At 68.4% G+C, this 23,097-nt stretch carries 18 protein-coding genes; 13 read left to right on the top strand and 5 right to left on the bottom strand.

The features are described from left to right. Positions 1-78 precede the first annotated feature (78 nt). Positions 79-3,696, top strand: a complete 3,618-nt coding sequence (locus FBZ90_RS19940) for a PAS domain S-box protein (RefSeq protein ID WP_145734735.1) — start codon at positions 79-81, stop codon at positions 3,694-3,696. A 26-nt stretch (positions 3,697-3,722) separates the two neighbouring features. On the opposite strand, the gene mbfA is transcribed toward FBZ90_RS19940, so the two are convergent. Further along, positions 3,723-4,679, bottom strand: a complete 957-nt coding sequence (gene mbfA, locus FBZ90_RS19945; RefSeq protein WP_145734736.1) for an iron exporter MbfA — start codon at positions 4,677-4,679, stop codon at positions 3,723-3,725. A gap of 242 nt (positions 4,680-4,921) precedes the next feature. Between mbfA and FBZ90_RS19950 the strand changes: the two genes are divergently transcribed. Both FBZ90_RS19950 and FBZ90_RS19955 read left to right on the top strand, forming a co-directional pair. Then, positions 4,922-5,572: a LysE family translocator gene (locus FBZ90_RS19950; protein ID WP_246130565.1), complete on the top strand. Its 651-nt coding sequence runs from the start codon at positions 4,922-4,924 to the stop codon at positions 5,570-5,572. 132 nt (positions 5,573-5,704) lie between these two features. Beyond that, the gene (locus FBZ90_RS19955; RefSeq protein WP_145734737.1) at positions 5,705-6,628 is read left to right on the top strand and encodes a tetratricopeptide repeat protein; all 924 of its coding nucleotides are present in this window, start codon (positions 5,705-5,707) and stop codon (positions 6,626-6,628) included. A gap of 28 nt (positions 6,629-6,656) precedes the next feature. On the opposite strand, the gene FBZ90_RS19960 is transcribed toward FBZ90_RS19955, so the two are convergent. Continuing rightward, complete coding sequence (locus FBZ90_RS19960; RefSeq protein ID WP_186455945.1) at positions 6,657-7,760, bottom strand: hypothetical protein; 1,104 nt, start codon at positions 7,758-7,760, stop codon at positions 6,657-6,659. A 221-nt stretch (positions 7,761-7,981) separates the two neighbouring features. Here FBZ90_RS19960 and FBZ90_RS19965 point away from each other — a divergent pair, with 221 nt between their 5' ends. Then, positions 7,982-9,277, top strand: a complete 1,296-nt coding sequence (locus tag FBZ90_RS19965; protein WP_145734739.1) for a hypothetical protein — start codon at positions 7,982-7,984, stop codon at positions 9,275-9,277. Positions 9,278-9,383: 106 nt separating this feature from the next. Here FBZ90_RS19965 and aceB read toward each other — a convergent pair whose 3' ends face one another. After that, positions 9,384-11,030 carry a malate synthase A gene (aceB, locus tag FBZ90_RS19970; RefSeq protein ID WP_145734740.1) on the bottom strand — a complete coding sequence of 549 codons (1,647 nt, stop codon included), beginning with the start codon at positions 11,028-11,030 and terminating at the stop codon, positions 9,384-9,386. Between the two features lie 328 nt (positions 11,031-11,358). Next, positions 11,359-12,648 carry an isocitrate lyase gene (gene aceA, locus FBZ90_RS19975; protein WP_145734741.1) on the bottom strand — a complete coding sequence of 430 codons (1,290 nt, stop codon included), beginning with the start codon at positions 12,646-12,648 and terminating at the stop codon, positions 11,359-11,361. A gap of 342 nt (positions 12,649-12,990) precedes the next feature. On the opposite strand from aceA, the gene FBZ90_RS19980 reads away from it, so the two are divergent. The 6 genes from FBZ90_RS19980 (at position 12,991) to FBZ90_RS20005 (ending at position 19,877) form a co-directional block, all read left to right on the top strand. Next, the gene (locus FBZ90_RS19980; RefSeq protein ID WP_145734742.1) at positions 12,991-14,448 is read left to right on the top strand and encodes a helix-turn-helix domain-containing protein; all 1,458 of its coding nucleotides are present in this window, start codon (positions 12,991-12,993) and stop codon (positions 14,446-14,448) included. 102 nt (positions 14,449-14,550) lie between these two features. After that, entirely contained in the window at positions 14,551-15,081 is a 531-nt protein-coding gene (locus tag FBZ90_RS19985) for a hypothetical protein (RefSeq protein ID WP_145734743.1), read from the top strand. Between the two features lie 160 nt (positions 15,082-15,241). Further along, positions 15,242-16,579 carry a metal-dependent hydrolase family protein gene (locus FBZ90_RS19990; protein WP_211102203.1) on the top strand — a complete coding sequence of 446 codons (1,338 nt, stop codon included), beginning with the start codon at positions 15,242-15,244 and terminating at the stop codon, positions 16,577-16,579. Positions 16,580-16,643: 64 nt separating this feature from the next. Continuing rightward, the gene (locus tag FBZ90_RS19995; protein ID WP_145734744.1) at positions 16,644-17,588 is read left to right on the top strand and encodes a phytanoyl-CoA dioxygenase family protein; all 945 of its coding nucleotides are present in this window, start codon (positions 16,644-16,646) and stop codon (positions 17,586-17,588) included. Between the two features lie 74 nt (positions 17,589-17,662). Next, entirely contained in the window at positions 17,663-18,700 is a 1,038-nt protein-coding gene (locus FBZ90_RS20000) for a DUF6624 domain-containing protein (protein WP_145734745.1), read from the top strand. A 136-nt stretch (positions 18,701-18,836) separates the two neighbouring features. Next, complete coding sequence (locus FBZ90_RS20005; protein WP_145734746.1) at positions 18,837-19,877, top strand: DUF6624 domain-containing protein; 1,041 nt, start codon at positions 18,837-18,839, stop codon at positions 19,875-19,877. Positions 19,878-19,943: 66 nt separating this feature from the next. Here the strand turns inward: FBZ90_RS20005 and FBZ90_RS20010 are convergent, their stop codons facing one another. After that, positions 19,944-20,423, bottom strand: a complete 480-nt coding sequence (locus tag FBZ90_RS20010) for a YchJ family protein (RefSeq protein WP_145734747.1) — start codon at positions 20,421-20,423, stop codon at positions 19,944-19,946. Positions 20,424-20,731: 308 nt separating this feature from the next. On the opposite strand from FBZ90_RS20010, the gene FBZ90_RS20015 reads away from it, so the two are divergent. The 3 genes from FBZ90_RS20015 to FBZ90_RS20020 all read left to right on the top strand — a co-directional run bounded on the left by FBZ90_RS20015 (position 20,732) and on the right by FBZ90_RS20020 (position 23,006). After that, positions 20,732-21,112 (top strand): hypothetical protein, encoded by a 381-nt coding sequence (locus tag FBZ90_RS20015; protein WP_186455946.1) that lies wholly within the window; start codon positions 20,732-20,734, stop codon positions 21,110-21,112. A 240-nt stretch (positions 21,113-21,352) separates the two neighbouring features. Further along, positions 21,353-21,478 (top strand): hypothetical protein, encoded by a 126-nt coding sequence (locus tag FBZ90_RS28705; protein WP_276509109.1) that lies wholly within the window; start codon positions 21,353-21,355, stop codon positions 21,476-21,478. A 262-nt stretch (positions 21,479-21,740) separates the two neighbouring features. Continuing rightward, positions 21,741-23,006: a Bcr/CflA family multidrug efflux MFS transporter gene (locus FBZ90_RS20020; protein WP_145734748.1), complete on the top strand. Its 1,266-nt coding sequence runs from the start codon at positions 21,741-21,743 to the stop codon at positions 23,004-23,006. Positions 23,007-23,097 lie beyond the last annotated feature (91 nt).

The following is a 23,097-nucleotide window of genomic DNA, read 5'->3' on the forward strand; positions in this document are numbered from 1 at the left end:
CAGGGCCGGTTTCCTTCCGGGGCTGGCCGGGGTGCAGTCGGGGGCACGGCGCATGCGACGCGCGGACGGTGAAGGGTGATGCGTCTACCGGGATTGCGCAGCAGGCTGCTGTTGCTTCTGGTGGCCGTCATCGGTGCCATGGCGGCGCTGATGGTGGTCGAGGGGCAATCCCGCCGCCACGCCGCCGTCACCGCCGCCCGCGCCCATCTCCGCATCTTGACCCAGGTGGCCGAGGAAGAGCATCGCGTCCTGGTGGAACAGCTGGGCCATCTGGTGGAAACCGTGGCCCTGCAGGAACTGGATGTGTCCGCGGGCGACTGCGCCGACGATCTGGCGCGGTTGAAGGCGGCCGAGCCCTGGATCGCCAACGTTTTTCTCTCCCGGCCGGACGGCACCACCATCTGCGCGTCCACCAATGCCCCGGCGGCCCTGCTGAACGTTGGGGACCGGCCCTATTTCCAAGAGGCGGTACGTACCGGCCGCGCCACCCTCAGCGACTATATGATAGGGCGCTCCTCCCGGGCGCCTATCCTGGCCATGGCGCGTCCCATCCTGGGACCGGACGGCCACGTCACGGCCGTCGCGCGGGCCAGCATGCGGCTGAACTGGGCCGGCCGCCTGGCCGCCATGGCGGCGGACATGCCCAACGGCGTATTCGCCATCGTCGATGCCCGGGGCGAGATTCTGGTGCGCTTTCCCGCGCCGGCCCGTGTGCCGGGGTCCCCTCCGGTGGAGGGCTCGACCGTTCTGGATGACAAGACAGGCGCGGACCTGCCGGGGGAGACCTTGGAGGCGGGCCTGGTGTCCCAGTTGTTCGCCCAGCCCTCGGGCACGCTGTTGTCCGCCGGGCTGGATGGGGTGCCCCGCATCATCGGCTTCGGCGCCCTGCAAGGCCTCAACGCCCGCGTCCTTGTCAGCCTGCCCCGGGACGAGGCGGTGGGCGAGGCGGATGATGATTTCTGGCGCAGCATGATGGGGTTGGCGGCGGTGGCCGCCATCGCCCTGCTGTTCGGCATCGTCGGCGTCGAAACGTCGGTCATGAGCAGGCTCGGCACGCTGACGCGGGTGGTTGACCGCATCGGCCGGGGCGAACGCGGCGTCCGCGCGCCCGTGCGGCCGGCCGATGCGGAGTTCGCCGTGCTGGCCCGCGCCATCAACACCATGGCCCACAATCTGGAACAAGGCGCCGCCGACCTGGCGGAGCGTGAAGTGCGCTTCCGCGACCTGATCGATGTTTCCACCGATTGGTATTGGGAGGCGGACCCCGCCCGGCGTCTCACCTACGTCTCTCCCGGGGTGCGGGCCATCGGACTGGACCCGCAGCGCATGGTGGGCGAAACGCCGGTCGCGGGGCTGACCCCTACGCCGGAGACGGCCGCCGCCCTGGCCAGTGGTGCCGACGGCCGCGAGTTTCGCGACCTGCGCTACATCGTCGACCACCCCAGCGGCCGGCGCTATCACATCGTTCTGTCGGGGCGCCCCCTGTACGACGTGGACGGTACCATCCGTGGCTGGCGCGGCGTAGGCCGGGACATCACCGCCCTGGTGGAGGCGCGTGTCGCGCGGGAGGAGAGCGAGGCCCGGTTCCGCCTGCTGGCCGATCGCGCCAGCGACATCATCCTGCTGACCCGTCCCGATGGCACGCGCCTGTACGTTTCCCCGTCGGTGGAGCGTATCCTGGGCTACAGCGTGGCCGAATTCACGCGCCTGCCCCTTTCGGACCTCCGCCACCCGGACGACGATGCCGTCGACGCCACACTGGAGGCGCTGTCGGCGGCGGCCCAGCAGCCGGATCGCATGGTCGGGGGCGCGGGCGGCGAGCTGGTGGGGAATGCGGCCGATGGCGTTTCCGCCCGTTTCCGCCTGCGCCACAAGGACGGCCGGTGGATATGGCTTGAGGCCCTGATCTCCCACACTCGGGGTGATGACGGCGCGCCCTTGCTGATCTCCGCGGCTCGGGACATCACCCGCCGCGTACGGCAGGAGGAGGAGTTGCGCGCCGCCCGGGATACCCTCACGGCGGCGGCGGCGGAATTGGAACAGGCCCGCCGCGTGGCGGAGGATGCCAATGTCGCCAAATCCGCCTTCCTCACCGCCACGAGCCATGAGATCCGCACGCCGTTGAATGGCATCATCGGGGCCATCCAGTTGCTGGCGGCGGAGCCGTTGGCGCCCTTGCAGCGCGACCTGGCCGCCATCATTCGTGACAGTGCGCAAACACTTCTGCTACTGGTGGATGATCTCCTGGATTTGTCGAAACTGGAGGCCGGCCGCGTGGAATTGGTGGAGACAGAGTTCCAGCTCGCCGCCGTGGTGACGGAGGCGGCCCGCCTGATGGAAGGCCAGGCGCGGGCCAAGGGCCTGGCGCTCACCACCCGCATCGCGCCCGAGGCGGCCGCCCCCTTCCGGGGGGATGCGCGTCGCCTGCGGCAGGTGCTGCTGAACCTGCTGGGCAATGCCGTCAAGTTCACCGACCGGGGTGAGGTCCAAGTGATGGCCGAGGTGGTGGAGGACGTGTCCAGGGCGGGCGTCGCCGCACCCCCGCCAGATGCCCGCGCGCGGGATGCCTCGGCGCGAGACGCTCATGTGGTGCTGACCGTGCGCGACACCGGCATCGGCATGACCGCCGACCAGCAGGCGCGGCTGTTCAACCGTTTCGTCCAGGGCGACGACGGCATTGCCCAACGCTATGGCGGCAGCGGCCTGGGCCTGTCCATTTGCCGGGAACTGGTCACCCTCATGGGCGGCACGATCACCCTGCACAGCGCGCCCGGGCAGGGCAGCACCTTCGTCATCGACCTGACCATGCCCCGCTTGCCCGTCCAGGCGGCGGACCCGGCCCCCGACTCCGGCTCCCCCGCCGCCCCCAAGCGGGGCGCCGGCCGCCGCGTGCTGGTGGTGGAGGACAACAGCATCAACGCCCGTATCACCGAAATGATGCTGCGGACGGAAGGGTACACCGTCCTGCTGGCCAGCGATGGCGCCGCCGGGGCCACCATCGCGCTGGGCGATCCGCCGGTCGATCTGGTGCTGATGGACATCCAGATGGCGGGCCTGGATGGGCTGGAGGCCACGCGCCGCATCCGCGCGGGCGAACCCCCCGGCCGCCGTGTTCCGGTCATCGCCATGACGGCCAACGCCATGGTGGGCATGCGCGAGGAATACCTGGCCGCGGGCATGGATGACTATGTCTCCAAGCCTTTCGATCAAAACCGCTTCCTGGACCTGGTCGCGCGGTGGACCGGGGGCGGTCAGGCGGCGGCCCAGCCAGCCGACAGTGGCCCGGCGGGGGCGTCCCCGCCGTCTTCCCTTCCCGGCGACGGCTATCCCATGGGCGACCAGCCGTTGTTCGACGGCGAGCCCTTGGCCAAGCTGGTGGACTTGGCGGGCCGCGAGGGCACCGTAGACATGGTGCGCGAGTTCGTGAGCTTCGGTCAGGCCCGGATCGCCCGTACCGCCAGCCTGGTCGCCGTCGGCAACATGGCCGAGGCGCGGCGCGAGGCGCACAGCCTGATCTCCACGGTCGGCAATCTGGGCTTGCGCCGCCTGCAGCGCCTGGCGGAATCGCTGGAACAAGCCTGCGTCGACGGCGATGCGGAGCAGGCGCGCCAGCTCATGGCCGCCATCGTCGGCCTGGCCCCGGCCTCCTGGGCCGCCCTGGCCCGGGATTATCCCGTACCCATCGCGGCGGCTTAGGGTTTTCTGACGTTCGGGGAAATGACCTAAGCGCTGCCGATGAGGATCCCGGTGGCGAACACCAACAGGCCCCCGATGATCACTTGGAAGGCGGCCGCCAGGAAGGTCGTGTCCATGTAGCGGTTGCGGATCCAGGCGATGACGCCCAGCTCCGCCGCCACCACCGCGGCGGCGATGGCCGTGGCCGTCCAGAAATGGGGAACGAGATAGGGCAGGGCGTGGCCCAGGCCGCCCACGGTGGTCATCAAGCCGCAGACCAGGCCGCGCAGCCAGGGGCTGCCCCGGCCGGTCAGGCTGCCATCGTCGGACAGGGCCTCGGCAAAGCCCATGCTGATGCCCGCCCCTACGGCGGATGCGATGCCCACCAGGAAGGTCTGCCAGGTGTCATGGGTGGCGAAGGCGGCGGCGAACAGGGGGGCGAGGGTGGATACGGAACCGTCCATCAACCCGGCCAGCCCGGGTTGCACCACCTGCAACACGAACAGGCGCCGTTCCGACGCGTGCTCCTCCTCCCGCACTTCCGGCGTGACCAGCCGCGATTCCAGCTGTTCCGCCCGCGCTTCGTGGCGCCGCTCCTCATCCGCCAGGTCGCCCAGCAACTGGCGGATGGCCGCATCGGTCGAGCGGCGGGCGGCCCGGGTATAGAAACGCTTGGTCTCCGCCTCCATCAGTTCGGCCTGCTGGCGCACCGTCTCCAGCGACAGGGGGCGGGTCAGCCACACCGGCTTGCGCTGCACGAACCCGCGCACGTCCTGGCGCCGGATCAACGGGATATGCTCGCCGAAGCGCTTGCGGTACAGCTCGATCAGGCGGTGCCGGTGGCCGTTCTCCTCCGCCGCCATGGCGTTGAAGACCTTGGCGCTTTCCGGGAAATTCTCCCGCAGGCCGGTGGCGAATTCGTCATAGATGCGGGCGTCCTCCTCCTCCAGCGAGACGGCCAACGCCAGCACCTCCTGTTCGGTGAGGTCGGAGAAATCTTTCATGGCGGGCCTCGGGCGCGGACGGCGGGAAGGATGATCCCGAGACTAGCCATGTTCACGCGCCCGTCAACCCGCCGCGTGGGGTGGGCTGCTGAAATTTCCAAGTAATAATAATGAGTTGCGCTTGCTTCCCGATCCCGCCATGGCCCCGTGGCATGGGCTCCCTGCGTGAGGCCCCCCTCATCAACGGACGGCTTCCGGGGTACACTCCCGGCCCAAACCTTATCAGCGAGGATGCGCGGGCAATGTTGAGCTGGCAGACCCTTTCGGCCTTCACCGTCACCTGCTTCTTCCTCTCGGCCACGCCGGGCCCGAACATGCTGTTCGCCATGGGGGTGGGGCTGCGTCACGGGGTGCGCGCCGCGGCCTGGGCGGGGGCCGGCATGTGCCTGGCGTTGGGCGCCATGGCGGGCCTGTCCGCCATTGGCATGGCGGCGCTGCTCCAGGCGTCCTCCACCGCCTTCATGGTGGTGAAGGTGCTGGGGGTGGCCTATCTGCTGTACCTCGGCGTCCAGGCGTGGCGGGCCAAGCCGGAGGACACGCTGCGGGCCGAAGCCGGCGCCGAGCGGGAGGGGGAGGCGGTGCGCCCCGCCGACGCCAGCGCCCACCGGCTGTTGCTGCGCGGCCTGCTGGTCTGCGGCTCCAACCCCAAGGCGCTGATCTTCATGGCCGCCTTCTTTCCGCAATTCATTGATGCCGCTCTGCCGCTGACGGCCCAGCTGGTGCTGCTGACCGTGTTGATGGTGGTGATCGAGTTCGGCTGGATCCTGACCTACGCCATCGGTGGGCAGGCCCTGGCCGGACGTCTGCAGACGCCCAAGGCGGCACGCCAGCTGAACCGTCTGACCGGCGGCCTGCTGATCGGGGCCGGCGGCATCCTGGCGCTGATGCGCTGACCCGCGCGCCTGCATTCGGGGCCACCCGCCGTGTAAGCTCAGGTCGTTTGCAGATGCGCGCCCATGGCCTACAGTGGTGACGGGTGGCCTTCCGCCGCCGATCCCGTCCCGTCCGGCCGTTCCTGGGGTGCCATGCCTGTGCGTCGTCTTTCCGCTCCCGTCATCGCCGCCGGCTTGGCCGCGTCCCTGCTGTCCGGCTGCGCCTTCTTCCAGGGGGACGACGAGCCCGCGCCCTCCAAGCCGGTCGCCCCGGTTCCGACGGCGCAGCAGCCTGCGACCCCGGCGCCGGACACCATCATGCCCGGTGCCCAGGGGCAGGCCGCCGGTCGCGGGCCGGTGTACGAGCTGCCGCTCGACGGCCACATCACCCCGCCTGTCGACCCGCCGGACGCCCAGCGCCTGGTGGCCCAGGCTGACGCCCAGATGGAGGACAAGGACGGCAAGGGTCCGAACTCCCAGGCCATGGCGCAGGCCCTGGCCCTGTTTGACCAGGCCATGGCGCGGGGCAGCCTGAAGGCGCGCGAGGCGCTGGCGGTCTATTATTATTACGGCCGCGGTACCGGCCGCGATCCGCAGAAGGCGGCGGAGGTGGTGAAGCCCGCCGCCCAGGCGGGGTTGCCCATGGCGGCCCTCATCTACGGCCAGCTTTACAACAATGGCAGCATCCCCGGCGGCGGGGCGGGCGAGGCGCAGTATTGGTACAATGTCGCCCGCCGTGCCGGCTGCGCGCCCTGCATGTCCAGCCACCAGGAGTTCCTGAACAGCATTGAGGCCAAGCTGAACCTGCCGTCCAGCAAGGGACAAGGCGACTTGGCCAGCGATCCCATCGTGCTGCCCGGAATCACTGACGACGCGGCCGGCAGCAAACGCGAATACGCCGTTCTGGGCATCCTCTACCCCGGCTGGAAGCAGGTGGAGCAGCACCGCGTGGTGGAGAATGGCCGCCAACTGGACCAGTTCACCCTGGAAAATGCCCAGAAGCGGCGGGTGCGCGTCTATTTCGATGCCACCGATTGGGGCAAGCCGGCGGGGAAGGGCGGCCCCGGCGCGAAGTAGGCGGCGGTTTCCGCCCTCTGAAAGGGGGTCATCCCGCCGATGACCAGGCGCGGCGCAGGGCCTGTCCGCAGGCCATGCTGGCCAGATAGGCCCGGGGCGCAACCACCTCGCGGGCGACCAGGCCATAGGTGCCGCGGTCGGCGCTGATCCAGGGATAAAAGCCCATCATCCCTGGACTGCTGAAGGCGCCGTCGCCGCCGGGGCCGTCCTCCACCCAATGGTTCAGGCTGTAATGCCAGGGCTGGGGCAACTCGGGCGCCTGCACGGCGGTGCAGTTTGGCCCCCCGGTGCAGACGGGATGGCTGCCCAGCAGATCGCGGATACGCAGCCGGCCGGCCACCACCTTGCGCAGGAAGGCGGCATAGGCGGCGGGGCTGGCCTTCAGGCCGCCGCCCACCCGCGGCGCGGCGTAATCCAGGGCCAGTTCGGGGCCCAGCACGCGGCGCATCTCCGCCGCCAGGCCATAGCGGTCAAGATCGCCCAGGCCCAGGGTCGCGGCCAGATGCTGATCGTGGCCGCCGTTGTAGCTGAACCGTCCCTGATGGTCCGCGTTCACCAGCCCGTTGTCGCGCCGGTCCAGACAGGCCGCGACGGTGCGCGCGCCGAAGCAGGCCAACGGGTTGAAGTTGTCGTATCCGGACCGCATCTCCAACGCGTCCAGTTGCGCCGGCGTCAGCCGGCCGTCGACCCGTTCCACCACATAGGCGGCGAAGATCAGCTTGCTGGCCGACGCCACCTGCAAGGGCTTGTTGGCACTGTAGCGGGTGCCCCGGCTGCCGCTGGCGAGGGCACCGGTGCCGTCGCCGATCTCCCAGTAGAAATCGCCGATCCCGCGGCAGGCGGCATCGCCATTGGCCGCCGCGGCCACGGCGGCCCGGCGCCGGCTCAGTCCATGATGGGGGTCGGATTTCTGGAACGGCTGTACCAGCGCCGTGTCCACCCGGACGCCGTTGACGTCGGTTTCCATGGGGGCGTCGGTTTCCCGGGGGGCCGCTGGCGGTGCCGCCGACTGGGCCCGGGCCGGCCGATGCCATGCCCCGGCGGCGGCCAGCAGCGCGCCCGCAAGGCCGATGGCCCGGACGGATGTCCGCCATCCCGCCACCGCTCCTGGTACCTGCCGCTTGCCCTGCACGTCCGCTGACCACACCGTTGACCAAAGACACTCATGATATCAGCCACCCCGGACCGGGGGTATGGGCGGGGCTGGTACTGTCGTCTTTGTCGCAGGCGGCTCGGCCAAGCGATATGCGTCTCATGCGCGCATTGAGCAAAAAATACATACGTATTAATTGTGATCACGCCTTAAATTGGGACTCTGTCGAAAGCGTCTTGCAATCAGCGGGAGTGAACGGGATGGCGACGACCTATGATGCGTGGCAAACCACCTTTTTCTTCAACAACATCGCCAATGACGCCAGCGGCCAGGATGTGCCGGTGGACTTGGATAAGTCCCTGCCGAAAAGCGCCGCCCTGCAGGCGGGCGCCACGGCGGCGGCGGCGCAGCTGACGGCCATCCTGACGGCCGGCGTCGACAAGGCGATCAAGGCCGCCGGGTCGCAGCTGGGGGCTGACGACTGGACCGTGGTGTGGGGCCCCCAGGCCCTCTGCATCGATCCGGTCTACGGCAGCGTGCGCTGGGAAGCGCCGACCCCCACCGCCCGCTTCAACGCCGCCAACGCCCTGTTCGTGGTCTACAGCCCCACGCTGGCCCGCTACGTCGTGGCCATCGCCGCCACCAACTTCAAATCCTTCTACGACTGGCTGAAGGAGGATTTCGCCGTGGCCACCGTGGTGGCATGGGAAGGGGCCCTGCAGGTGTGGAACGGCGGCACCAACGACGCCCAGCCCAGCGACCAGGTCCCTTGCATCTCGACGGCGACCTACACCGGCATCACCAACCTGCTCGGCATCGTCGATACCCAGATCACCAAGCAGACCTTGGTGACCTTCCTCAGGGGGTTGACCCCGCCGTCCGGCACCACGCTGACCTTCACCGGCCATTCGCTGGCGGGCGCCCTGTCGCCGACGCTGGCCATGGCCTGCTTCGATCCCACCGCCGGCCTGCTGCGGGGCGGTTCGTGGGCGGCGGGCGACGCCATGATCTACGCCACCGCCGGCGCCACCCCCGGCAACGCCCCCTTCGCGGCACTGGTCAATGGTACCGCCTGGGCGGGCAGCGACCAGACGGGCAGCCAGCCCTGGCAGATCTGGAACCACGACATGTACAACAACGTGGACGTGGTGCCCCACGCTTGGGGCTCCGCCATGCTGGACGCCATTCCCGGCTATTACGGCACCTATTATGGCGCGCTGACCACCGATCTCATCACCCACCTCATCTCGCACGCCCGCGCCTATGCCAAGAAGGGTGAGGCCGTGGCCGGCCCCTACACCCCCATCAACAACCAGGCGCTGAATCCCGAGGGCCAGTCCGCCGCCTTCGACGAATTCGTCTCCAGCTACAAGGTGGCCGAGGGGGGCGGGGAGGTGATCGAGTACCTGACCCCGGCCCAGGCCACGGCGGTATCGCCCCCGCCCACGGACAAGACGCAGGTATCCTGGACCGAGCAGGTGCTGTTCCAGCACACCACGGCCTATGGCCAGTTGATCCTGCAGAACCCGCCCCAGCCGGTGAAGTCGGCATCTTAGGATTGAAGGCGACCCAATAAGGAAGGCCGGCGTCCATCCGGGCGCCGGCCTTTCCCTGCGGTCTTCGCCCTTTTCGCCTGGGCGTTTCCTCCCTCTCCCCGGGAACTCAGGAACCCGTCTCCATCAGCCGATCATAGGCCGGCAGGGTCAGGAACTCGGCGAAGCGGTGCTGGAACACCAACTCGGAGAACAGGCGCGCCGCCTCCTCATGCCGGCTGTGGGCCAGCGCCACCTCACCCACCCGGCCAATCCAGGCGGCCAGTTCCTCCTCGATGATGCGCTCCACCAGGGCATGGTCGACGACGCGGCCGTCATCCAGCCGGGCGCCATGGCGCAGCCACTGCCATACCTGGGCGCGGCTGATTTCGGCGGTGGCCGCATCCTCCATCAGGTTGAACAGGGGCACGCAGCCCTGGCCGCGCAGCCACGCCTCGATATAGCCGATGCCCACCGCCACGTTCTGGCGCAGGCCGGCCTCCGTGCGCGGGCCCTGGGGAATGGCCAGCAGATCCTCCGCCGTCACCCGCACGTCGTGGCAGGTGGCGTGAATCTGGTTGGGGGTGCGCATCAGGTCGTCGAACACCTCCCGTGCCACGGGCACCAGCGCCGGATGGGCCACCCAGGTGCCGTCATGGCCGTTGCGGGCCTCTCGTTCCTTGTCCGCCCGCACTTGGGCGAAGGCGCGGTCGTTGGCCACCGGGTCATCCTTCACCGGGATGTAGGCCGCCATGCCGCCGATGGCCGGGGCGCCGCGGCGGTGGCAGGTCTTCACCGCCAAGCGCGAATAGGCGTTCAGGAAGGCCTTGTCCATGGTGATGGCCGCGCGGTCGGGCAACACGGCGTTCGGGTCGTTACGGAACTTCTTGATGAAGCTGAAGATGTAATCCCAGCGGCCGCAATTCAGGCCGGCGGAATGGCACCGCAGCTCATACAGGATCTCGTCCATCTCGAAGGCCGCCAGGATGCTTTCGATCAGCACTGTGGCCTTGATGGTGCCGGCGGGCATGCCCAGGCAATCCTGGGCATGCAGGAAGATGTCGTTCCACAGCCGCGCCTCGGCCCGGCCCTCGATCTTGGGCAGGTAGAAATAGGGGCCGCTGCCCCGGGTCAGCAGCTCGTGGGCGTTGTGGAAGAAATACAGGCCGAAGTCGAACAGGGCGGCGGACACGGGCCGGCCGTCGATCAGCACGTGCTTTTCCTCCAGATGCCAGCCGCGCGGGCGGACCATCAGCACGGCGACCTTATCGTTCAGGGCGTAATGCTTGCCCGAGATGGGATCGATGTGGGTGATCGTGCGGCGGATGGCGTCGCGCAGGTTGACCTGGCCGTCCATGACGTTGGCCCAGGTCGGGGCGTTGCTGTCCTCGAAATCGGCCATGAACACCTGCGCGCCGGAATTCAGCGCGTTGATGATCATCTTGCGCTCGACGGGGCCGGTGATCTCCACCCGGCGGTCGCGCAGCGCGGCCGGTTGCGGTTCGACCGTCCATTCCTCATGCCGGGCATAGCCGCAGGCGGGATTGAAGGCCGGCTTCTCGCCGGCGTCCAGGCGCGCCTGACGCTCCACCCGCTTTTCCAGCAGGTAGCGACGGCGCCAGCCGAAGCGGCGTTCCAGGTCGGCGACGAAAGCCAGGGCGGCGGGGGTGAGAAGGACATCATAGCCGGGCTTGGACGCGGCGCGGATCTCGATACGCCCGACCGGGGCATCCGGCGACAGGCGGGGGGCCGAGGGGGCGAACAAAGCGTCAGGCATGATACCTCTCCCTTCAGATCAGGGGGCCCGGCCGCGGTGGGGGCTCGGGCCCGTGAGGCGGTGTTGTAGGGGGCAGGGGTGCGGCGGCGGGACGCTCCAGCGTCGTTTAAACCCCGTCGCCGCACCCTTGCCAGGGCAGGGAATGGAATGGGCCATTCCTGCCGATCTTGGGGACGCGTTTGGACTTGAGACAGGAACCGGAGGGGAAAACCGGGCGGCGGCGGGACGCTCCAGCGTCGTTTATTCCCGCCACCGCCCGAAGGGTGCTACCAGGCGAACGGTGCGTCGGCCTTCCCTGGAAGCCACCCCGTTCCGGGGACGGAGACGATCAGTGGAACTGGTCGGTCTCGGTCGAGTCCTTCATGGCGGTGGTGCTGCTGGTGCCGCCGGAAATCGCCAGGGACACGGCGTCGAAGTAGCCGGTACCCACCTCGCGCTGGTGCTTCACGGCGGTGAAACCGTGCTCCACGGCGGCGAATTCCTTCTGCTGCAACTCGGAGAAGGCGGCCATGCCGCGTTCCTTGTAGCCGCGCGCCAGCTCGAAGGTGGCGTAGTTCAGCGAGTGGAAGCCCGCCAGGGTGATGAACTGGAACTTGTAGCCCATGGCGCCCAGTTCCTGCTGGAAGCGGGCGATGGTCGCCTCGTCCAGGTTGGCGCGCCAGTTGAAGCTGGGCGAGCAGTTGTAGGCCAGCAGCTTGCCCGGGAACTGCTTGTGCACGGCTTCGGCGAAGCGGCGGGCGTCGTCCAGGTTGGGCTTGGACGTTTCCCACCACAGCAGGTCGGCATAGGGGGCGTAGGCCAGGCCGCGGGCGATGCAGTAGTCGACGCCCATGCCCTTGCGGATGCGGAAGAAGCCTTCCGGCGTGCGGTCGTTGCGGTCGATGAAGGGATGGTCGCGCTCATCCACATCGGACGTGATCAGCTGCGCGCTTTCCGCATCGGTGCGGGCCACCACCAGGGTGCTGGTGCCGCTGACATCGGCGCCCAGGCGGGCGGCGTTCAGGATGCGGATGAACTGCTGGATGGGGATCAGAACCTTGCCGCCCAGATGGCCGCACTTCTTCTCCGACGCCAGCTGGTCCTCGAAATGGACGGCGGCGGCGCCGGCCTCGATCATGGACTTCATCAGCTCATGGGCGTTCAGCGGACCGCCGAAGCCGGCCTCGGCATCGGCAACGATGGGCACCATCCAGTTGATGCTGTCCTTGCCTTCGGCATGGTTGATCTGGTCGGCGCGCAGCAGGGCGTTGTTGATGCGCTTCACAACGCTGGGGACCGAGTTGGCCGGGTACAGGCTCTGGTCCGGGTACATCTGCCCCGCCAGGTTGGCGTCGGCCGCGACCTGCCAGCCGGACAGGTAGATCGCCTCCAGCCCGGCCTTGGCCATCTGCACCGCCTGATTGCCGGTGAAGGCGCCCAGGCTGTGGACATAGGGGCGGGTATGCAGCAGTTCCCACAGGCGGCGGGCGCCCAGCTCGGCCAGGGTGTATTCGATCTTCACCGTGCCGGACAGACGCTTCACGTCCTCCGCGGTGTAGTCGCGCTTCACGCCGTCGAAACGGCGGGCATGCAGCGCCTTCAGGTCGGTGGGGGTGGAGCCATGATCCAGCGGAGCCATGATCGCCTAATTCCTTTCTAGAAGACTTCGGATGCCGGCAGGCGGAGTATCCCGCCCGATCTGTCCGGCCATCCCGCCGATGATGTCGTGAACGTCGGTGGCCGCCTGTTTCGCGGTGCGTCCGTCGCGTTCACTGCACTGCATTAGACTTGGCGATTTGGTAAAGCGGATCAATAAGTCTTTGATTGAAAAGTGGTAACGTTGTAATCTCTTGTAATGTAGGTAAGTGAAAACTTGTAAAGTTTGTAAATCGACTTGTCCCTTCCGGCGCACCGCGGAAGAGTCGGGAACCGGGTGGCGGCGCCTGGAAACGCAAGGGGCGGGAACGGAAGGGGGAGGACCATGGCGGCGGAAAAGAAGGCGATGCTGGGCCACAAGGTGCGCCGCCTGCGCCGCGAGCTGCGGCTGACCCAGGCGCAGATGGCGGAAATGCTGGCCATCTCCCCCTCCTACCTCAACCTGATCGAGGGCAACCAGCGGCCGCTGACCGTGGCGCTGCTGCTGAAGATCGGGCAGACCTTCGACGTGGACCTGGCCACCTTCGCCGAGGATGACGAGGTGCGGCTGGTCGCCGGGCTGCGCGAGGTGTTTTCCGACCCGCTGTTCGACCACAACGACATCAAGAACCAGGACATGAAGGAACTGGCGGCCGTGGCCCCCACCCTGGGCCAGGCCGTCGTCACCCTCTATCGCGCCTATCTGGAGGCGCGCGAGGATGTGCAGGCGCTGGCGGAAAAGGTGGACGACCGCGACCGCCAGCAACCCCAGGCCGCCGGCCAGCATTTCGCCCAGGATGAGGTCGGGGAGTTTTTCCAGAACCAGAACAATCACTTCCCGGAGCTGGAGCTGGCGGCGGAGACGCTGTGGTTCGATGGCGACCTGGAGTCGGGGGACCTGTACGGGTCCCTCGCCCGCTTCGTGCAGAAGGCGCATGGCCTGACGGTGAAGCTGATGCCGGTGGAGGTGATGGGCGAGACGGTGCGCCGTTACGACCGCCATTCCCGGCGGGTGCTGATCTCGGAAATGCTGTCGCCGGCGGGCCGCACCTTCCAACTGGCGGTGCAGGTGGCCCTGATGCGCCACCGCGACCTGCTGAACGCCACGGTGGAAAAGGCCGGCATGGCGGCTGAGGAATCGCGGCAACTGGCGCGCATGGTCCTGGCCGGGTATTTCGCCGCCGCCGTGATGATGCCCTATGGCCGCTTCCTGGAGGCGGCGAAGGCCGCGCGCTATGACATCGAGGTGCTGATGCACCGCTTCGTCGCCAGCTTCGAACAGGTCTGCCACCGGCTGACGACGTTGCAGCGGCCGGGTGCCAAGGGCGTGCCCTTCTTCCTGGTGCGGGTCGATCCGGCGGGCAACATCTCCAAGCGGTTCAGCGCGGTGCCGGGCTTCCACATGGCGCGCTTTGGCGGCGGCTGTCCGCGCTGGACGGTGCACCAGGCCTTCCGCAACCCCGGGCAGATCCTGACCCAGCTGATGCGGATGCCGGACGGCACCAGCTATTTCGCCATCGCCCGCACCCTCAGCAAGGCGGGTGGCTGGAAAAGCGTCCCCCGGCAGTTCGCCCTCAGCCTGGGCTGCGAGGCGGCCCAGGCCCATCAGTTGATCTACGCCGACGGCATGGACCTGGCGGGCGCCGCCGATGCCGGGGGCCGGGCGACGCCGGTGGGCACCAACTGCCGCCTCTGCCCGCGCCTGGACTGCACCCAGCGGGCCTTCCCGCCCTTGAACCACCGCCTGGTGGTGGATGAGAACATTCGCGGCCTGTCCAGCTATATCGGTCCGCCCACCGGCTGACACCAGAGTGATGGCCCGCGCACCCCATCCCCTTGCGCTCTTGTGGTCCGGCGTTTGGGACGGGCAGGGTGCGGCCTGGTTGTGGGGACGGGGACTTCAGCGATGCGCAGGTTGGTGATGGGAATGGCCCTGGGTGCCGTCGTGGGTGTGTCCCTGGCCGTGTTCGCCGACCCGGTGCCGGGGTTGAAGCCCATGGCCTTCCTGGCCGGCCATTGCTGGACGGGTGAATTTCCCGGCAGCCAGCGCACCGACACCCACTGCTTCGCCTGGCTGTACGAAGGCAAGGCCCTGCGGGATACCCACACCGTGCGTGCCCCTGGCCAGCCGGACCATGTGGGCGAAACCACCTACTACTGGGAGCCGGCAGCCAAGCGGGTGGAATACCTGTACATCGAGAACCAGGGCGGCGTCAGTCATGGCACCGTGACGCCAGAGGCAGGCGCCCTGGTCTTTCCCGCCACCCAGTATGTGACGGACGGTGAGACCCTGACCTACCGCGTGCGCTGGACCCCCCAGAGGCCCCCCCAGGCCGGGGAGGGGGGCGAGCCCGACGCCTATGAGGCATGGAGCGAGGTCCAGACCAAGGATGGCTGGACCACCATGTTCAAGCTGGTGCTGAAGCGGCAGCCCTGATCACAGGGGCCGGCCTTCCCAGCCCTCACCTCCGTGGCATTGATCGTTGCCGGGCGGCGGCCGGGCGGATACCGTTCGCTCAACGGTTCCCGGGATGCATCCCGGCGGGCCCCACAAAAAGATGGACGATGGGCAGAAAGGGCGAAAGATGAGGGGCTTGATGGGGAAGCGCCGGCGGCTGTGGCTGGCGGTGATGATGGCGTCCACCGCGCTGACGCTGGCGGTATCCGGGGTGGCGGTTGCGGCGGAACCAGCCGTCCCCGACACCGTGGTCTATGCCGGCGCGCTGATCGACGGCGTGACCTTCGCCCCTCGCCGCCAGGTCACCATCCTGGTGCATGAGGGCAAGGTGGCGGCGGTGGAGGCCGGCTATGTCGCCCACCCCGGCGCCACGATCATCGACCTGAAGGATCAGACGGTGCTGCCGGGCCTGATCGACTGCCATGTCCACATCGCGTCCAAACTGCCCAGCCAGGCCAACGCCGTGGAGGACATGGTGACCCACAGCGCGGTGGACGCGGTGCTGGACGGCGCCGTCTTCGCCCGCGCCATGCTGCTGCAAGGCTTCACCAGCGCGCGCGACGTGGGCGGTGGGGACGATACGGTGTCGCTGCGCAACGCCATCGACGCCGGCAAGGTGCCCGGCCCGCGCCTGTGGGTGTCGCTGGAGCCCCTGGGCCCCACTGGGGGCCACGGCGATCCTTCCAACGGCTTTGATTCCCGGCTGCACCATCCCGATTGGCAGAACGGCATCGTCGACACGCCGGACATGGCCCGCCTGCGGGTGCGCGAACACCACAAGCGCGGCGCCAACCTCATCAAGATCATGCCCTCCGGCGGCATCGCCAGCACCGGCGACGATCCCCGCGCCCAGCTCATGACCAATGAGGAGATCAAGGCCGCCATCGATACCGCCCATGCGCTGGGCATGAAGGTGGCGGCCCACACCTATCCCGCCCAGGCCATCATCAACACCGTGAACGCCGGCGTCGATTCCATCGAGCACGGCTCTTTCGCGGACGCCGACGCGGTGAAGGCCATGAAGGCCCACGGCACCTATCTGGTGCCGACGCTGACCGTGTACGACGTGTTCATGAAGGCGGCGCAGGAGCATCCCGAACTGCTGCCCCCGGGCACGGCGGAAAAGGAACTGGCCAACGATGCCATACCCAAGCGCAACCTGCCCCTGGCCTACAAGGCGGGGGTGAAGATCGCCTATGGCACCGACATCGGCGAGGGCGACCACGCCCGCGAATTCGCCCTGCTGGCCGAGGCCGGTGTGACACCGGCCGATGCCCTGTCGTTCGCCACCCGCAACGCCGCCGACCTGATCGGCGCCGCCGACCGCATCGGCACGGTGCAGCCCGGCCGCTACGCCGACCTGATCGCCGTCGCCGGCGACCCGCTCAGCCATCTTGAATTGATGGAACAGGTGCGGTTTGTCATGAAGGGGGGCGTGGTCTACAAGGCCGATGGCCACCCGGTCGCACTGCCGTGACCGGGGACGGGGTCCAACCGCGGGGGCCCGAAGGCGAGGGCCCAGGGGAATGGGGAGGGCGGATGTGAGGGGAAACGAGGGCGATATCAGCCTGGTGGAGCGGTGGCGCACCCGCATCCCGTCTTGGCACACCTTCCTGGAACGCGCGCAGGTGGACCGGCGGCTGGCCGTTTATGACCTGCTGCCCATGATCTGGACGCCCCGGGCGCGCGATGTCGCCGCCGCCATCGTGGCGTTTTTCCAGCCCAAGTCGCCCTGGCCCCGGCCCACCAACCAGGCGCGGTCGTGGGCGCGGGATCTGGCCTGGCAGGGGCTGGTACCCCTGCCCGCGCTGGACGGCGAGGTGGCGGCCGAGATCCGCGCCTATTTCCAGGGTGTGCCGTGCAACGACCCCTTCCGGCCCCATCTCGGCACCTTCCCCTGGGATCATCCCGCCAGCGATGAAACCAACATGGGCTACTACGCCGTGCAGGACATCCTGGCGGCCCCCCATGTGCTGTCGCTGCTGAACGACCCCACCATCCTGGACGTGGCGGAGCTGTACCTGGGCTGCAAGCCGGTGCTGGACAATATCGGCTGCTGGTGGTCCTACGGCGATCGCCCCATGGCCAAGGGCACCCAGCGCTATCACCGCGACTGGGACTCGCTGAAGGGCTTCAAGCTGTTCTTCTACCTGACGGACGTGGGGGAGGAGGACGGCCCCCATGTCTTCGTGCGCGGCAGCCACCGCGACCCCCGCCTGGCGGTGGGCAAGGCCCTGTCGGATGAGGCGGTGCACCGCGTCTTCGGCGCGGACAAGGTGGCGGCCATCACTGGGCCGGCCGGCACCCGCTTCCTGGCCGACACCTTCGGCGTTCACAAGGGCCAACTGCCCCGCACCGGCCGCCGCCTGATCCTGACGGCCCAGTACAACGTCCACTCCTCCCCCCATACCCCGCGCCAGCCCTGGTTGGCGCGCGACAGCCATTTCGACCCGGATGTGAACCGACGGGTGATGAAGCGGCGGTGAGGTGCGGCGACATGCCGGGCGCCAGGCACGGCCCAGGGTGGTATAAGGGTGTGCCATGGCAACTGGGGGGCATCTTGGGCTTCACGCGGAATTGGGTGGTGGGGGCGCTGATCCTGCTGGCGGCCCCGCTGACGGGAACCCGCGCCGGGCAGTCGGCGCCCGTATGGCCACCGTCACCGGATACGGGGATGGTGATTGCCGGTCGCTGGATGGACCAGGCGGAGCAGGCGCTGGATCACCCGCCCTGCGACCTGGCGGACCGCATTTGCGCCACCGGCGTCCACGGTTTCGCCCATGCGGCGGTGGATATGGTGGCCGCTCTGTCCGATTGCGTCCAGACGGGAGGTTGCCAGGCCGACATGGCGGCGCTGGAGGCCAGGACCGACGCCCTGGAGAAGCGGGCGAAAGCCGTGGATGCACGGCTGGAGGTCATCAGCCCCGATTTCGCCACCCAGGACTTGGTGGACCGCTGGCACATGCTGCCCACGGCTGAAACGGCGGAGCGCCTGTGGCGGCGGGTGCGGGGCGATGTGGAGCGCGACGCCTGTCCGCCGACGCAACCCCTCTGCGTGGAGGGCGAGTTGCTGGCCCTATGGGCGGCGGACCAGATATCCCGCAGCACGCCCAACTGTTTCGCGCTGGACGGCCAGGCGCGTCAGGCGTGCATGATCGATATGGTCCGGCGCGTGGGCCGGGTCGATGCTTTCGACCAGGGCCGCCTGCGCCATATCATGGCCGCCATCGGCGGTTGGCCGGATGCCCTGACCTGGGGCTCCCGCGCCAGCCAGATGGCCTGGCTGATCGTGCAGCACGCCGATCCAACGCCGGCATTCCAGCGCCACTTGCTGCCGGTGATCAAGTCGGCGGTGGATGCCGGCCGTACGCCGCCAGCCCATTATGCCTATCTCTATGACCGGGTGGCGGTGAAGAAGGCGGGCGGCCGTCAACTCTATGGCACCCAGGGGAGATGCGACGATAAAAGCCACACCTGGGGGCCGGATCCCGTGGCGGACCCGGCTCACCTGGACCAGCGCCGCGTCGCCATCGGCCTGACGCCGGAGGCTGACTATCAGGCGCAACTCAACCGCGTGTGCCGGGGTGAACTGCATTGAGACGCCTGGGGCGCCATTCCACAGCCATGTCGGTCCGGACGTGAACCGGCGCGTCCTGAAGCGGCATCAGGACGCGCCGGGTTACACAGGCTGCGATGGTATAAGGCCAAGCGGAAGCCATTTTTGGGGTGTGGCGATGCGGTGTAGATGGGGTGGTGTTGTCCTGGCCTTGGCGATGATGGCGGCGGCCGGTCCGGCCGGGGCCATTTTCATCCAACCGCCGACCACGGGGCCGCTGGCCGAGGCGGCGCCCCAGGCCGCGGCCTATATGGCGCGGGCCCAATCGACCCTGGACGAGCATGCGTGCGACGCTGCCGAACCCGTCTGCGCCCTGGGCATCGCCGCTTTTGCCAACACCGCCGTCTTCACGGTCGGCCACGCGGCCTGCGATGACCAAGCCTGTGAGGCGCAGCGGGCGACTCTGGAGGCCGACTACCGCGCCAAGGCGGACGCCATCCGTGCCCGGGTCGCCCGCGACGACACGTTCGTCAGCCAGGAGGTCGTGGGCATGGTCGAGGACCTGCGGGCCCGGGGCGACATGCCTAGCAAGGCGCAGGTGGATGCCCTGTTGAACCGGGCGCAGACCGCCCTGAACATGGATGCCTGCCCCATCACCACGCCCGCCTGTGTGGAGGGGGAATTGGCGCTGATCTGGGACATGGACCAGATGGTCCGCGCTTTCCCCAACTGCAACGCCCTGGCCGGGGCTGAGGTGGATGCCTGCTGGCAGGCCCTGGGCCCGCGCATGCGCGCGGCCGACGCGTTCGACCGCCGGCGGCTGCGGCGGCTGATGGAGGCCATCGGCTGGCCGAGTGAGCGCGACTGGGGGCGCCGCGCGGCCACGGGGGCATGGCTGGTGGTTCAACATTCGGGCCGCGCCGATCCCGACCTTCAGTCCACGGTGCTTGTGGCGGTCAAGGCGGCGGTTGACGCGGGCAAAAGCCCGGCGGCCCAATACGCCTATCTTTTCGACCGCCAGGCCGTCAACACGGGGAAGGAGCAGGTGTACGGCACCCAAGGGGTCTGCGATCCCACCAGCAAGACCTGGGTCATGAGCAAGGTTGCCGATCCCGATGGCCTGGCGGAGCGGCGGGCCGCCATGGGTCTGGAGCCGATGGCGCTCTATCAGCAACATTCGGATCGCTTCTGCCGGGGCGGCAAAAGCCGCGAGGATTGACGCCGCGAAAAGGAAAGCCCCGCCGGGGCGGACCCGGCGGGGCTTTCCTACATCAAACCGAACGCCTCAGGCGCCGTGGCACTTCTTGTACTTCTTGCCGCTGCCGCAGGGGCAGGGGTCGTTGCGGCCGACCTTGTCCGCGGTGCGCGGGCGCGGGCCCATGGCGCCGTCGACATAGTACCACCGGCCATCGCGCTTCTCGAACCGGCTGGTCTCGTGGTGCAGGTAGTCCTTGCCCTCGAAATTGAAGCGGGCCACGAACTCCACCTTGCCGGTGTCGTCCTCCGGGCCGCCGGCTTCGGTCCAGCGCACTTCCAGGCCCTGCCACTGGCTGTCGCGGGCCCACTGCTCGGTCTCTTCGCGGTTGAAGTCCTCCGCCGTCTCCGGCAGCAGCGTGCTTTGCAGATAGTCGATGTTGTGGACGATGAAGGCGGAGTAGCGCGAGCGCATCAGCGCTTCCGCCGTGGGCGGCAGGGCGGTGCCCGCATGATAGGGGCCGCAGCAATCTTCATAGGCGCGGGCGCTGCCGCAATGGCACTGGCTCATCGTCGTGACGTCTCAAGGGCTGATAGAAGGAATGATTGGGCAAGGCAGATACCGCAAACCGCCGCCGGGCGCCAGTGCGCAGGCGCCGGGGCTTACCCGCGATGATGCGACCGAGCGCCGAAACCCTGCGCGCAACGGTGACGCTCCAGCTCTGCGCCGTGGGGGACTTGCGCGGGGCGGCCCCCGCGCTCATGTCCTAACCATAGCAGGATGCGTGCCCAGGGCGGATGCCGGGGCCGACCATCGCCCTTGATCAGGCCGACCCCATCCTTGCCCGTGGCGCCATCCCTTCAGGGAGTGCACGAACCATGTCCTTGCCTGGCAACATCGCTTCCACGGCGGGCGCGGCTACCGCGACCCAGCCGAAACATGCCTGGTCCGTACCAGCCAAAGGCGTTCTCAGGGGCCTTGTGGCCGGCGCCGCGCTGCTCGGCCTGTCCGGCTGCGTGGCCGACGGCTACTACAGCGCGCCTGTCTATTCAGGCTCCTACGCTTATTCCAGCTACCCCTACTACGATTATTATGGGGGCTATCCCTATTACGTCGGCGTCGGCGGCTATTACCCCTATTACGGCTGGGGCCATGGCTATTGGCATGGCGGGGGCTATTGGCGCGGCCATTATTGGGGGGGTGGCCATTGGGGTGGCGGTCATTACTGGGGTGGCCATGGGGGGTGGGTCCACCATTAGGGCCATCCGGCCGCGCGGGGTTGCCAAGGCGCCCGGTCCAGCGATGGGCCGGGCGTTTTCCGTCCGGGCCCCGTCGCGCCTTCCTCCCCATCCGCTGCGTCAGCCTGCCGCGCCCACAGGCCCGATCATGCCCCGCCGCCGCCGTCTTGTCGTCGCAATTGGCCGCCACAGTCATCCCATGCCGCAAACCTGTTCCAGGATCCTGTTCCAGGCCGCGGCCCGATAGTCCGGAGAACAATCATGTCTGATCGAACCCGTTCCATCGTGACCCGGCTGGTGCTGGCTGGGATGGTGCTGGCCGGGCTGTCCGGCTGCGTGATCGAAGAGCGCCCCTATTACCACCATCACTACTGGTACCATTACTAAGACCCTGTCTGTCGGGTCCCGGGTAATACCCTCAGCCCTGGGCCCTGGGCTCTGGGGCAGGTCACCAAGGCCGGAGGTGCGGGGAAACCGCGCCTCCGGTTTTGTTTTTGTCGGCGACGACATGTCCATCGCCGCACGCGGGGCTGATCCGCACAAAGGCCGGATTGGTTGGCGGGCCAGCTGTCGCCATCATTAGCACCCGCCCGGCCGCGATTTCCGGGGGGCGTGTTTGGGGGCGGTGAATGCGCCTCAGGGGGTTTACGTGGCGGTGGAACAGGTGGTCCGGGGCACGGCGCTGGCCGGCGGGACGTCTGCGGTTTCTGAAGCGGATACGGGCACACGCCGGGGCACCGGGTTGCTGACCCAGCGCGGCGTGGGGTTCGTCGCCATGCTGGCCATGCTGATGTCCTTCGGGTCCATGTCGGTCGACATGTACCTGCCGGCCATGCCGCAGATCGCCCATGATCTGGGCATCACCCAGGCCGGCGTGGAATCCTCGCTCACCGCCTTCTTCCTGGCTTTCGGTCTCTGCCAGCTTTTCTGGGGTCCCCTGGGCGACCGCTTCGGTCGCCGCGGCCCCATCCTGGTGGGCATCCTGCTCTATCTGGTGGGCAGCGCCGGCTGCGCCGCCGCCCAGAACATCACGACCCTCAGCCTGTGCCGCGCGGTGCAGGCGGCCGGCGCCTGCGCCGCGCCCGTCCTGGCCCGCGCCATGGTGCGCGACGTGTTCGAGCGCGACCGTGCCGCCAGCGTGTTCTCCATGATGATGCTGGTCATGGGCATCGCGCCCATGGCGGCGCCGCTGTTGGGTGGCCAGGTCCTGGCCTATCTGGATTGGCGGGCCATCTTCTGGGTGCAGGCGGGCTTCGGCCTCGTGGCCATGGTCGGCCTGATATCGCAGCCGGAAACCCTGAATCCGGCGACGCGGGCGCAGTCGCACTGGCTGACGCAGTTGCGCAACTATGGCCAGCTGTTGGTCAGTGGGCGCTTCCTGGGCTACGCGCTGACCTCCAGCATGATCTACGGCGGCATGTTCGCCTACATCGCCGGCACGCCCTTCGTGTACATCAATTATTTCAAGGTACCGGCCGACCTGTACGGCCTGCTGTTCGGCCTTAACATCGTCGGCATGATCATCGTCAACATGATCAACAGCCGCCTGGTGCTGCGCCTGGGCACGGACCGGCTGCTGGCCCTTGGGTCCGCCTGCATCGCCCTGTTCGGCATCGGGCTCGCCATCGCGGGCTGGACCGGCGCGGGGGGCCTCTGGGGCATCGTCGCCGGCCTGTTCCTGTTCATGGCTTTCACCGGGCTGATCGGCGCCAACGCCACGGCCGGCGCCCTGGCCTCCTACCCCCACATGGCGGGCACGGCGTCGGCCCTGATGGGGTCCAGCCAGTTCGTCACCGGCGCGGTGGTGGGCACCTTGGTGGGCTGGCTGGCCGACGGCACGCCTTGGCCCATGGCCGCCATCATCGGTGCCCTGGGTATCCTGGGCCTGGTCTTCAATCGCCTTCTGATCCGCTAGCAGGGTGCGGAAGAATGGAGCGTTAAGGCCCCTTTCCCCATGAACCAAGCCGATTGAAGGCTTGATCGAGGGGCTACGGGCCGCTTTTGCG

Source organism: Nitrospirillum pindoramense (genome assembly GCF_007827955.1).
GTDB lineage: Bacteria > Pseudomonadota > Alphaproteobacteria > Azospirillales > Azospirillaceae > Nitrospirillum > Nitrospirillum amazonense_B.